Annotated in this window: 11 protein-coding genes; 3 read left to right on the top strand and 8 right to left on the bottom strand. The window is 41.0% G+C overall.

The window, feature by feature from the left end; genetic code table 11:
* Positions 1-274: 274 nt before the first annotated feature.
* From asnB to neuC, 3 genes are all read right to left on the bottom strand, one after another.
* Complete coding sequence (gene asnB, locus BUW93_RS13915) at positions 275-1,993, bottom strand: asparagine synthase (glutamine-hydrolyzing) (RefSeq protein WP_081212349.1); 1,719 nt, start codon at positions 1,991-1,993, stop codon at positions 275-277.
* An 81-nt stretch (positions 1,994-2,074) separates the two neighbouring features.
* The gene (locus BUW93_RS13910) at positions 2,075-2,812 is read right to left on the bottom strand and encodes an acylneuraminate cytidylyltransferase family protein (RefSeq protein WP_081212348.1); all 738 of its coding nucleotides are present in this window, start codon (positions 2,810-2,812) and stop codon (positions 2,075-2,077) included.
* A gap of 86 nt (positions 2,813-2,898) precedes the next feature.
* Positions 2,899-4,056 carry a UDP-N-acetylglucosamine 2-epimerase gene (neuC, locus tag BUW93_RS13905; protein WP_081212347.1) on the bottom strand — a complete coding sequence of 386 codons (1,158 nt, stop codon included), beginning with the start codon at positions 4,054-4,056 and terminating at the stop codon, positions 2,899-2,901.
* 582 nt (positions 4,057-4,638) lie between these two features.
* On the opposite strand from neuC, the gene BUW93_RS13900 reads away from it, so the two are divergent.
* Together BUW93_RS13900 and BUW93_RS13895 are read left to right on the top strand one after the other, a co-directional pair.
* A complete protein-coding gene (locus tag BUW93_RS13900) occupies positions 4,639-4,842 on the top strand; it encodes a dodecin family protein (RefSeq protein WP_081212346.1) in 204 nt (67 codons plus the stop codon).
* Between the two features lie 573 nt (positions 4,843-5,415).
* A complete protein-coding gene (locus tag BUW93_RS13895) occupies positions 5,416-5,709 on the top strand; it encodes a GIY-YIG nuclease family protein (protein WP_081212345.1) in 294 nt (97 codons plus the stop codon).
* Positions 5,710-5,994: 285 nt separating this feature from the next.
* Here BUW93_RS13895 and BUW93_RS13890 read toward each other — a convergent pair whose 3' ends face one another.
* The 5 genes from BUW93_RS13890 to BUW93_RS13870 form a co-directional block, all read right to left on the bottom strand.
* Positions 5,995-7,134, bottom strand: a complete 1,140-nt coding sequence (locus tag BUW93_RS13890) for a glycosyltransferase family 4 protein (protein WP_081212344.1) — start codon at positions 7,132-7,134, stop codon at positions 5,995-5,997.
* A gap of 1 nt (position 7,135) precedes the next feature.
* A complete protein-coding gene (locus BUW93_RS13885; RefSeq protein ID WP_081212343.1) occupies positions 7,136-8,014 on the bottom strand; it encodes a hypothetical protein in 879 nt (292 codons plus the stop codon).
* Positions 8,014-9,180: an MBOAT family O-acyltransferase gene (locus BUW93_RS13880; RefSeq protein ID WP_317042201.1), complete on the bottom strand. Its 1,167-nt coding sequence runs from the start codon at positions 9,178-9,180 to the stop codon at positions 8,014-8,016. Before BUW93_RS13880 ends, BUW93_RS13885 begins: the two co-directional genes overlap by 1 nt.
* 266 nt (positions 9,181-9,446) lie before the next feature.
* A complete protein-coding gene (locus BUW93_RS13875; RefSeq protein ID WP_081212341.1) occupies positions 9,447-10,361 on the bottom strand; it encodes an SGNH/GDSL hydrolase family protein in 915 nt (304 codons plus the stop codon).
* A 42-nt stretch (positions 10,362-10,403) separates the two neighbouring features.
* The gene (locus tag BUW93_RS13870; protein WP_232778370.1) at positions 10,404-11,702 is read right to left on the bottom strand and encodes a UDP-glycosyltransferase; all 1,299 of its coding nucleotides are present in this window, start codon (positions 11,700-11,702) and stop codon (positions 10,404-10,406) included.
* Between the two features lie 240 nt (positions 11,703-11,942).
* On the opposite strand from BUW93_RS13870, the gene BUW93_RS13865 reads away from it, so the two are divergent.
* On the top strand, positions 11,943-12,542 hold the full coding sequence (locus BUW93_RS13865; RefSeq protein ID WP_081212339.1) for an acyltransferase: 600 nt from the start codon (positions 11,943-11,945) through the stop codon (positions 12,540-12,542).
* Positions 12,543-13,033 lie beyond the last annotated feature (491 nt).

Raw genomic sequence — 13,033 nt, 5'->3', positions numbered from 1 at the left:
GTCTGAAGGCCAAAACCTGAGGCTAGTCTAAGTGCCTGGTAGTACGTAGCAACTGTCTTTTGAATTTCAAATGGCTTCGACCATCCTCCCTTCGGTCGGGCTCAGCCTGACACTCTTGGTTTGTTGAATATTCAATTTGAATACGTGTTGTCACCCTGAGCCCGAGGCGATAGCCGATGGATAGTCGAAGTGCTTGGTAGTAATACGTAGCGACTGTAGTCAGAATACAAAGAGCCTTGGTCCCTTAGGCTGCTGCCACCAGGTCACAGTATCGCTACCTCACATCACCCAACACCAGGCCCGCATTCACCCACTGCCAGATATGAAAACTGCTTTCCCTGTCTCCTGCGCAGTATTTCTCCCATTCCTTCTTCATCTCTTTTTCATTAAACCAGTCGCCTACCGGAGAAGCCAATAAGTTTTCCATTTGTGCTTCGGTAAACTCCCTGAGCTCATCGCCCAGCCATTCTCGCTGTGGTGTTTGTAAGGGGCGTTTTGGAGCATAGCTCAGCTCTTTTGGCGCCAGCTCTTTGAGTATTTCCCTTAACAGGTATTTCTGTACTCCTTCCTTTATCTTAAAAGTTTCAGGCTGTGCAAAGGCGAATTCCACCATCCTGTGATCCAGGAAAGGTTCCCGGAGTTCGGTGCTATAGGCCATAGAGATTCTGTCGTTGAAACGCAGCGCTCGAGGGATCTTGGTGTAGAAGAGGTCACGGTATTGTAAATTCTGAAGCTCACTCTCAAAGGGCTCAGGGTATTTTGGTTTTTCGGCTAAAGCCAGAAAATCTGGGTCCAGGACTTTAGGACGAAAAGCGCTTTTTGTACCGGTTCCCTGAATGGTACTGCTACGCTCCCAATTCAGATAATAATCATAACCGGCCCACTGTTCATCCATTCCCTGCCCATCCAGCAGTACTTTAACTCCATCCTGCCGGGCCTGCCTGAAGATTTTTGAGTAGGCGAGACTGGGAATACCGCCGAAAGGTTCATCCTGAAACTTTGAAATAAAAGTGGCTGTCTCGGCCACCTCTTCCGCGGAAAATCTGACTTTTCTCAGCGGATTCCTGGTGGTTGCGATCATTTGCTCCACCCAGAGCAGCTCATCGTAGCGCTCATCGCCGGTGTAAAAACTGTAAGCTGTGATGTTTTTTTTGTCCTCAAACAGGTTTACCAGGGCCAGTAGCAGCGAACTGTCTACGCCTCCGCTGAGGTTGAAGCCCAAAGGCACATCCGCGCGGAATCTTAAGCTGATACTGTTTTTTAATAAATTATAATAGGCCGCTTTGGCTTCTTCGAAGTCCTTTGATGGTTTAATAGCTAACAGCTGTGCTTTAAAATCATACCAGGCTTTGATGTTGAGTTTTCCCTGGGAAAATTCCAAAAAATGTCCTCCCGGGAGTTGGTGAATATCTTTATAAAAAGTATCCTCAGGCATTCCGTAGGAACCATAGGCGAAATAGCTCGCCCAGACCTTCTCATTAGGTTTGATTTCGGGAATAACTTTTTGTAAAGTTTTGATTTCACTGCCAAAGTAAAAGATCCCTCCGGCTATGGTATAATAAAGCGGCTTCACTCCAAAGCGATCCCGGGCAGCGAAGATTTTTTTCTCTTTTGAGTCCCAGATGGCAAAGGCGAACATGCCATTAAGGTGTTGTAAACAGTCTTTTTCCCATTTGAGAAAAGCAGCCAGAAGGACTTCGGTATCTGATTTAGTGCTGAAATTATACCCGGAAGCCAATTCCTGTCTCAATTCTTTATAATTGTAGATTTCCCCATTGAAAACAAGCTGAAAACGCCCTGTTTCATCCGAAAAGGGTTGGTTCGCCTCAGGGGAAAGGTCTATGATGGAAAGGCGGTTATGGCCTAAGGCAGCAAAGCTTTTATCAAAATATCGCCCGGTGTTATCGGGACCTCGGTGAGACTGGACTTCCAGCATTTTTTCCAGAGTGGACGCTTGTTCTCCTGCACCAATAATTCCGACAATTCCGCACATTTTTTAATAAATATTTTATAGGGAATAATTTGTAAATCTTTTATAGTTTTCGGCCTATTTTATGACCTGAGAATTAATCTATCACCCGTCCAGACTATCCTCTTTCCACTCCCGATACCCATCGGGACCACTCTCCACTAATCCTACAGCTTTTTCCCAATCGGCCGAGGTATCGATATTCACATAGGGAGTACCGGAGGTGTCATAAAATCCGGTTTGTTTTCCGAATAAGGAATTCTGCTCCAGAAGGACTTCGGTTTTGGTTATATAAACCGCTCCATCCCTGAAATAAGCCTTTGGCAATTCCTGGCGGCGGGGAATGATGTTTTCCTCTCCGGTTGCGAGTTTCAACAAGCCATTTTTTTCTTCGAAGATCCAGTGCGGATTGAATTCCGCAGGCACTTCCCTAACCGTAATCAGGGAATCGTAGTTGTTGCTGCTGAATTTTTTAATACAGCTGTCTATGAGTCCTGGCGATCGAAATGGAGTAGTGGGCTGGAGTAGGCAAACGGCATCAAAATTCTGCCCTTTTTCCCTGAAGAAGTTCAGGGCATATTTGATAACCTCAATACTTGGCGTACTGTCTTGCGCAAGTTCCTTAGGTCTAGTGAATGGAACCTCCAGTCCAAGTTTAGTGGCAGTTTCAATTATTTCAGGATCTTCAGAACTTAGAATCAGCTTATCAAGCAAACTTGATGCCTTTGCTGATTCCCAGGTATACTGCAGCAAGGGTTTTCCACCTAGCAGCTTGATGTTCTTGCCGGGTATTCCTTTGCTGCCACCCCGGGCAGGGATAAGACCGAGTATTTTTTTAGTCATTAGGCGGTAGTCTTTAGTCTTTAGTGCTTGATATTATTTTTTATGATCTAAACAATAAACCATAAACAACAAACCCAAAAAAAATTTTAATACGATATCGTTTTGCTAAAAGTCAATTCTGCAGTAGCAAGGATATCAGCGATTCTTTTCCCTGAATCCCCGTTTCCATAAAGATTGGAAGATGGAAAATGTTCCTGGTCCATGGCCTGCCGGGTTGCATGCATGATCTCCTCTTTGTTATAACCCACATCAATCACGTTTTCTGCGCGGCTTCGTCGGTGTTGCCGGTTACCGATGTTAACTACGGGCACTCCAAGATAAGCACATTCCCGGAGACCTACGCTGGAATTCCCGAGCAGGGCTTTGGCGCCTTTCAGCAATCTCAGGAAGTCTATCGGTTCCATATTCTTGAAAAAATGAATATTCTCGGGTTGCTCCAGCTCCCTGAAGGTCCTTATTCCATTGGAGGTGCCATCGGAGCCGGCATCTACATTAGGCCAGAACCAGAAGGTAGGGATGTTAAGTTGCTTGACGGCTTTCAGACTTTCAGTAATATGCAGTTTCGCCTGTTTATATTCCGTGGTCACGGGGTGTTGCATCGCAACCAGGTACCCCTTTTTCCAGTTCAAAGATTTTCCTACCCCGCCGTATTTCTCCACAGGCTCGAAGTCGAGTCCGGGGTTTTCAATGATTTGCTTTGCCAGGTCTATGGAAGGGCAACCTGTGTTAATGACCTTGTCTTCAGCCTCCCCGAGTTTGATAACCCTCTCCCGGGCGTCTTCGGTAGCTACCAGGTGCAGGTCGGCGAGCTTGGTATTGGCGTGCCGCACCTTCTCATCGATGCTGCCGGTAACTTCCCCACCCTGAATATGTACCAGGGGGATATTTTGGTAGGCCGCGGCGATAGAGGTGGCGATGGTCTCAAATCTGTCGGCTATAGTCACCACCGCATCGGGTTGCAGGTTGTAAAGAACATTGGTGAGTTCCATAACCCCCAGGCCCGTAGTCTTGGCCATGGTAGTGGGATTTTCGCCCTCCAGCACCATAAAAACCTTTGCCGCTATGGGGAAACCATCTTTCTCAATAAAATCTACAGCATTGCCGTAACGATCGAGAAGGGCCGAGCCGGCGATCACCAGCTGTAATTCCAGGCCGGGATGCTCCTGTATAGCGCTAAGTGCCGACTTGATCCTGCTGTATGAGGGCCTGGCGGTAACCACCACGCAGATCTTTCTTTTATTCATTCAGACTTTGGGTTTATCGGTTAAAGGTAAGAGATTCGGGAGTAATGAGCAATACGTCTGTTGTAACCGGAATTGTAGGTTTAGTCGAATGCCATTTGGACCTTCAAAAGGGCTTCGACTTTCCATATTTCTGCCCTCACGGCCAGAAACATGGGCTCAGCCTGACATTGCTTCGACTTTCTCTCTAATAGTCCTCCCGGCTGCTTTAGAGGGGCTCAGCCTGACACTCTTGATTGGTTGAATATTCAATTTGAATTCGTGTTGTCACCCTGATTCCGAGGCGATAGCCGAAGGAAAGTCGAAGTGCTTTGTAGTACTGAGCGACTGGTTTTTGGATTTCAAAAGGGCTATGACCTTCCCTCTAATCGTTCTCCCGGCCTCCGAGGACATTACTCTTATTTACACTTCAAATGCTAGCGGACTTTGGATTAACGAATTAACCAATCCCCAATTAAGTCTTCCCCGGTCCTCAACTAATATAATGTTTTGTTAATCACCTGAATAAGTTTTTCTATGGCTGGGATAAATACTAAATTAATACTGTGAAATAATTTATAATTAACCAATAAAAAAGTAAATATTATGGCAATTGTTAAAGTAATTGAGATTATGGCTTCTTCAGAAAAGAGTTTTGAAGATGCTACTAATAACGCCTTGAAGGAGGCTGCGAAAACCGTAAAAAACATCAAGTCTATCTACGTAAAGGATATGAATGGAAAAGTTGAGGGAAACCAAATAGTTTCCTACGGCGTTACCACCAAGGTTAGCTTTGTGGTGTCGCACTAATAAAAAAGTTTGTTTGTCGTAAAAGGGAAGGGCCTAGATGTCTTTCCCTTTTTTTTTGTTTTTCCAGCCTTGACTTCGAGCACGTTGACTTCGAGTGTTTTTTATGAAGCGGGAGCGGAATAGAAAATGTATCGAGAAGTCTTGTTTAGTTCGTACTCCAAGCTGTTCTCGATACTAATTCAAAATTGCTACCGCATTTTGAATTCACTCGAACCCAACGGGCTGGAAGTATTTGGTGTTTTTTTTCTATAATAATTGTACGGACGTTGACTTCGAGTGTTTTTTTATGAAGCGGTAGCGAAATAAATCCCGATAGCTATCGGGAGTATCGAGAAGTCTTGTTTAGCTCGTACTCCAAGCTGTTCTCGATACTAATTCAAAATTGCTACCGCATTTTGAATTCACTCGAACCCAACGGGGAGGCATTCAACTAAATCCATGTAACAATTACGGGCGTTGACTTCGAGTGATTCTTTATGAAGCGGGAGCGAAATAAAGAATTGTATCGAGAAGCCTCGATAGTAAAAACTATGTTCTTAACCACTAAACCAAATTATACCTTATCTTAATACCATGAAAAGGAGTTATCTGTACATCCTAAAATGTAATGACGGTACATATTACACCGGAGTAACCTCCTTTATTGATAAAAGATTAAGGGAACATCAATCCGGGTTTTACAGAGATAGCTATACATACTTTCGTCGGCCGGTAGAACTTGTTTTTCTAACCGAATTCACAGATATTAATTTTACGTTTTTATATGAAAAACAGATTAAAAAATGGTCGAGGGCCAAAAAGGAATCTTTAATAAAGGGTGATTACGAAGCCTTGCCTAATCTGGCTAAGAAGAAGTTTGAAAAATGAATTTTTAATCTTATCAATTCACTCCCACCTGGACCTCGAGCACGTTGACTTCGAGTGTTTTTTATGAAGCGATAGCGGAATAAATCCCGATAGCTATCGGGAGTATCGAGAAGCTTGATGAGAATCTGCTCCTAAGCTGTTCTCGATACTAATTCAAAATTGCTACCGCATTTTGAATTCACTCGAACCCAACGTATCGGTTCCTTGGCTATGAGTGGTCCCGATGGCAATCGGGATTGTATCGAGAAGTGTTGAACTCTACACTAAACAACTACCGCCTAACGACTACCGTCTACCGACTAAGCCATAAAACCGAATATTCTCCTCCACCACAACTTCTGTAGAAAACTCAGCTATTAGCCTCTTCCTCGCAGCTTTCCCCATCTTCTCAGCAAGTTCGCGATCCTTGAGTAGGGTAAGAACTTTCTCAGCATAGATTTTATGATCTTCAGGATTTACTGTATAACCTGTCTCCCCGTCGCGCATCACCTCCTTTGCCCAACCTATATCTGAGGTAACCAGCGCTTTTTCCATGGCCATAGCCTCCAGCCAGGTCATGGGTAGGGCCTCGGCGAAACTGGGGAGCACGATCACCGCAGCCCGGGATATTCTGGACCTTACCTCTTCATAAGGCAGACTGCCCGTCCAAAGTAAATTTTCTTTGGCTTCCTCAGTTAAGATTTCCTCAAACAGGCTTCGGGTGGATTGTTCGGTCTGGATATCTTTTATATCCCGCCCGACCATGATCAAGCGGGCATTGGGGTTTTGCTTGTGAATCAGGTTAAAGATATGGGCCAGTTCCAGGACTCCTTTTTTTCTGATGATACTCCCAAAATATAGGATAGTATCTGGTATTAGCGCTTCTTGGGTTGGCTTGAAAACTTCCACGTCCACCGAATTAGGAATTACCCTAATCTCCTTTTTCAAACCAAAGATCTCCCGGGTTTTATCGGCGGTAAATTTGCTCACGGAAAGCAGGTGATCTGCATTCTTCAAAGCCAGCTTCTCAAACCAGAAGTTCTTTTTCTTCTGTGGCCTTCCTTCTAGCCTGCAGAAATAGGAATCGCTTCCATGCATTCTTATCACCAGCAGACACTTAAGCTTCATAAAAGCCGTTATCCCGGTCCAATCGGGGGCTTCCAGGGCATCTATCTGCTCTTCCAGGATTACCTTGTTTAAATAGAATTCCAGGTATTTCCGGTAGCGGTACCAGCCAAAGAAGTCATAGTTTAATTGTTTGATAAAATGAAATTGAATGCCTTCTTCTTCAAAGACTTCATCTTTTTCCTGCCCGTAAACAAAAACCGTGATGCTAAGCTCTTTTTTTATCAGTTGCTCTGCCAGGTTTTTAATGCTGGTGCCCAGTCCGCCGGAAGGGCTGGAGTGGGGGTGAGGGTATTCTGGGGTGAGGAAGGCAAGGTGCATGTTATTCCATTAGATTGTCTCCTGTTAGTATTCTAGTGAATTCCCTTGCGCCAGTTTTGTTGAGGTGTCCACAGTTGAAAAAATATTTTTGTTGCTTATCAAAAACTGAAATATAATTCTTTAACTCAGGTAAGCGTTTTTGAATGGAATCTATAATGTAGCGATTTTCAACTTTTTTACAGTAGGGGGCAGTAAATAAAACCAAAGGTTTTCCAATGTTATTGGTGAAATCAATCATTTCATTGAGGTCCTCATTTTTATCAATTAGAGAGCCAGGGAAACTACCATCTACATAAAGTCCCTGGCCTTCATTAGGAGTTATGCTGAGGTTGATCTCAATATTGCTTTTTTTCTGAATTATGGAGGCGAATAGATTTCTAATTCCATAATTTCTGTTGTAAACAAAATAACGATAAAAGGGAAGCCAATAATAGGGATTACCTTTTTCTCGCTCAGGAAAAACATTCTTAATTTTTGAATCGGTCAGAAAAGGCACAATTCCAGCCTTAACAAGTTTTGTTAAGCCAATGAGATTGTAATTATAATCAATTTGCATAAAGGCTTTATTAAATGTAATATTGTTTGAAACTACGGCCTTCATTATGAAATTCATATCTGTAATTGTAGCTCCTGACACCCCTAAATTAATACAGGATTTACCTGTAAGTTCTTCTATTAGATTACAATCAATATGTGCTTTTGTTCGGGAAGACCCAAAGAATGCTATATCGAAGTGTTGATCTTTTAGTTGAAGTATCTTTTGAACTTTTAAACGAGGTTCTGAATTCCGAAAAGCATAGGAATAAAAATAATCCAGGCTGACCATTAAAATGGCGGCTACCAAAAATAAGCCCAGAGCATATTTTAAAAATTTCCTCATTAAAATTGAAAATAGATAAATTCCTGATAATCTGAAAAGACTCCCAGAGTTAATATTAAAAGTAGAATCAGAATAAGCTTCAACTTTTTGAAATCACCTTTAAAGGGATGTTCTGTTTTTCGGTGATGCCATTCAAAAGCAATGAAAAAAAAGATTAATGCAATTATATCCACATTATATCTTTCAATGGCTAAATACTGTAAATCAAAATTATTTAATTCGATGATTCCCTTAAGGTAATCAATTGCTGTGGAAAATGAGTCGGCGCGAAAAAAAATCCACCCTATAGTTACTATTCCGAAAGTATAGAGCATTTGAACAGTCTCTTTAATACCTGGTAAGTAGTGATTTTTACCCGCAGTGTCCAGATATTTCCTGTTTCTCCCCACCAACAAAACGGGTATAAAAAATAATGCATGGATTCCGCCCCAAACTATAAACGTCCAATTAGCACCATGCCATAAACCACTAACCAGGAATATTACAAAAATATTTCTTATGGTATGAATTCGATTTGTTCTTGAGCCTCCAATAGGAATGTATAAGTAGTCCCTAAACCAGGTTGAAAGAGAAATATGCCACCTCCTCCAGAATTCTCCCAGGTTCCGTGAAAAATAGGGGTAATTGAAATTCTGCATTAAATTTATTCCAAATAAACGCGCTGTCCCAATAGCCATATCACTGTATCCTGAGAAATCCCCATAGATTTGAAATGCGAAATACACGGCTCCTAAAATTAGGCTAAGAGAATTCATGTTTTCGTGATTATCGAATATTTCATTTACATAAATCGCACAGGTGTCTGCAATCACTACCTTCTTAAAAAGGCCCCATATAATCAAATGTAAACCCTCCCTGGCTTGCTGAAAATTAAAATTCCTTTTAAGGTTTAGTTGAGGAAGTAGGTTTTGAGCCCTTTCTATTGGTCCGGCTATTAATTGCGGAAAAAAGGCAACATACAGACTGAATTTGAGAAAATCTTTGGTAGGTTCCATTCTTTCCTTAAAAACTTCGATAGTATAACTTAGAGTTTGAAAAGTGTAGAATGAAATCCCAACCGGGAGAATAATACTCCAGCTTGAGTAGTTCATTTCAAAACCAAGTTGTGACCAGGCTTCAGACCAACTCTCCAGGAAAAAATTGAAATATTTGAAATAAGCGAGCAAACCTAGATTTGAAAATAAACTTATTCCTAACCAGATTTTGCGAGTCTGCTTTCTTTTGCTTTGAGATATTTTTAAACTTAAAATGTAATCTAATGCGCTGCTAAATATGATTAATCCAAGAAATCTGTAATCCCACCAGGCATAGAAAAAATAACTTGCCGCCAACAGCAGGTAATTTTGAAATCTACCGGAACCATTGAATACCTTCCAATACAGTATAAAAACTACTGGTAAAAATATTAGATAGGGGATTGAGTTAAATAACATTATTTCAAATTCTGTTTGATATTATTTGCTAGAATTTCAGAGAATCTACTTGCTCCTTCATAATTGAGATGGAAGGTGTCATAGAAATTAGTACTAGTACAGGCGATAGGGTGATCACTGTAATTCAGAAAATAAACATTTGGAAATGTAAGGCTGAGATCTTGAATCTTTTTAATCATTGCATTCCGAACCTCAGCTGCTCTTTCCAGACGATAATGATGTTCTGGAGCCCATACCAGATAAATCTTTGTTGATTTGGGCAATTTTTTAAGGGTTTCGGATAAAGAATTAAATCCGGGTTGATAGTTTTTCAAAGCTAATTCTGAATTTGATAATTTCTCAAGCCGCTGCAGGTTATTCGAGTCTATATTAAATTTTTTTTCAACTCCAAGAAAAGCATCCTGGGATGAAGCATTATTTTCCACCATCAAACTTTTTAGACTTAAAATTAGATATTTGAAATTCCCATTGTAGTTGAGAAGTGGTAAGAAATTCCATCTTTTAAACTCAGGATCAATTTCTTGTAATTGTGTAATTAAAAATTCACTTCTATTGTAAGGTATAAATTGCGCTTTATCGGGGATTTTATCGGAGGTGGAGAAATGTGCCAGATCTACATTTTGAATAAAAATTTCCGGAGGCTTATTGGTTCGTAAATAGGTATCCAATTTTATTTTTTGTAAATTAAATGCGCCTGCATCAAAACTGATGTTTTGAGTTTTTTTGTTCAGAATTCTTTGAATAACCTGAGGGTTATAAGATACTGCCCCTCTCGAGGAACCCATAATAAGGACTTCACTGTTTAAATTGCCTTGCACAATTGGTTTCCAATGACTAATATTTTGATATGCTGAATTTTTCAGTCCATAATCAGATATGACCTGAATGAAAGTTGCAATCAGGTAGGTAAGCAAAAGTATTTTACCTATATAAATGAATAACCTTGCCAGATCTTTCTAATTAATTTTATTTATAAATTTCCATAACCTTCCCGAGGCATTATCCGCCGGAGCCTTGTTTATTTTTTTAAACCATTCAAGGGCTTTTTGAGCTTTTTCGTTTGGATTCGTTAAAGCCTCTACCAATTTAGTGGAGATTTCATTTTTTGAATTCAGCCAAAAAACTTCATCTCCGGTAGGCATGGATCTAAAATGCACAAAATTATAAACTTTTCCGGGAGACCAGCCCGGGTTGATTTTTTTCTCTGCTTCATAGTTAAGATATATACAGGGCTTACCAAAAATCGCAAAATCAAAGACCATAGAAGAACCAACATTAACAACAGCTTCTGAATGCAGGATCGTATTCACCTGTAATTCCAGATCTTCCTTTGTAGGTAAAACAGTATTCCAGTTATCGCCGGATTTCTTCCAAAGGGGCGCCAGTGAAACGATGAGATCTTTATTTGTTTCCAACACCTTATCAAATCTATCGGAAAAATCCACAGGGCAGCGCCGGAAGATGATTCCCAGTTTATTTCCTTTGGAGTTTAATTTCCTGGTTGCTTCGGCTATATCGTTGAGATATTCAGGGTCATCAGGAGAGGTGGTAATATCATCCCCACTGAAACAGATATATTTTTTCGAGAGATCAAGTCCGTACTTCCCGAAAAACTCTTTCCTGCTTTGTCTCAGGCTCAAATCATAATGCGGCTCGAACTGTGGACTGCCTGTAACTTGTATCTGTGATTCGGCAATAAAGGGATAGTATTTACGTAACTCATCCTTCATATACTCACTCCAAACAAAATAATGATCGCTTTCCACCACCATGGTGGCTTTGGGGAGATTATCCCAGGAAAAGATAAAAGTAGCCGTGGGAATTCCAAGGTCTTGCGCAGCGGTTAAAGGCGAAATGGCATTCACCGGCCGTTGGTTGGTACAGAAAACCAGGTCGGGCTTTTCTTGTTCCAGAAGGCTTCTGCAATTTTTATAGTAGTCTCCTTTTCTTTCAGAAGTTTTCATTTTATTCCTGAGCCTCTGCAGAGCTTTCTCTCCCTTATGACTACTCACCAGGGCACTGACTATCCCATCCTTTATTTTTCCTTTAAAAGCTTTTGCTGAGCCCGGAAATTTATAGTTTTGATAAACAGGATCCTTGAACTTATTGGTGAAATGGTCGAGTTCGGCTTCAATCTTTGCTCTTTTCAGCAGATCGGTTTGAGCCCGGGCCTTGCCCTTGAGTTTGATCTCTTTATAACCCATTGCCTCAAGGTCAAAAGGGGTGTGGTTCCAGAAGATCACCTCCCATCCCATTTTTTTCCCGATTTCTACAAAAGAAGTAAAAGCAAAGTTTCTGAGACCGACTCCGTCGGGAAGTAGGATGAATATTTTCTTTTTGGGTTTCAGTGCAGTTGGTAGTTAGCTTGGTTTCAAATATAGGGAAAAGATTTCGCCGCCTAAGAAAATAAGGAATTCTAACTTTAAAAATGATAAATAAATTAAAATAAGTACTTTCAACTTTCCTAATTATATTTTTATCTAAATCAAAATTAAATGAAAAGGGCTCATCTGGCTAAAATCATCAAATACATTCCTTTTAATTGGCTTCGCATTTCACTGTATAAAACTTTACTCGGTTATCAGATTGGCAAAAATGTGAGTATCGGGAAAAGTTTTATATTATGTGATACGGTCGAAATTTTAGATAACTCTATAATTAGAAACAATACGTTTATTTCTTGTAAAAACTTGTCCGTAGGTGCTGGTACCAAAATTAATAGTGGTAATACAATCATGGGGAGAGCTGATTTCACCATTGGAGAAAATTCAAGAATTATTAATGAGCATTTTTTTGATGTTTCTGATAATATCAGGATTGGAAATAATTCCTGGATTGCGGGAAAAGCCAGTCAATTTTGGACTCATGGTTCCATTCATACGAAAGACCGTAGTAAGGATTTGTCTATTTCAATAAAGGATAATGTTTATATCGGATCCAATGTAAGCTTTGCACCAGGTGTAAAAATTGAAAGTTTAAATTTAATAGGTCTTGGTAGCGTGGTGCATTCATCTATAAACAGCAGCCACAATATTATTGTTGGTAATCCGGCTAAGATTATTAAAGAAAATATTGATTGGAGAAAAAATTGGTGAGAGAATGATTTCTCTTTTGATGTTTTCTTCTTGGGGCTTCGACCCTTCGACTGCTTCGCGCTCAGGACAAGCTTTTCCATATTTCTGTCCTAATGGCCAGAAACATGGGCTCAGCCTGACACTATCGGTTTTAAGCTAACACTTGTTAAAACACATTGTCACACTGAGCCGGCTGCGGTAGCAGACGAAGAGCCTGTCCTGAGCGAAGCTTTTGCGGAGTCGAAGGGAAGTGCTTAGTAGTAAGTTGCGAATGTCTTTTGAATTTCAAAGGGGGCTTCGACTTTCCTCCCCCTGGTCGGGCTCAGCCTGACATTGCTTCGACCCTTCGACTGCTTCGCGCTCAGGACAAGCTTTTCCTCCCCCTGGTCGGGCTCAGCCTGACAGTGTAATTTTTAAACTAGCATTCAAATTAAAATGGGTTGTCACACTGAGCCGGCTGCGATAGCAGACGAAAAGTCGAAGTGCTTGGTAGTACTGAGATAATGTCTTTA

Origin of the sequence: Salegentibacter sediminis, from assembly GCF_002078605.1 — a bacterium.
Lineage (GTDB): Bacteria > Bacteroidota > Bacteroidia > Flavobacteriales > Flavobacteriaceae > Salegentibacter > Salegentibacter sediminis.
This window is presented reverse-complemented; position numbering and strand designations above follow the sequence as displayed.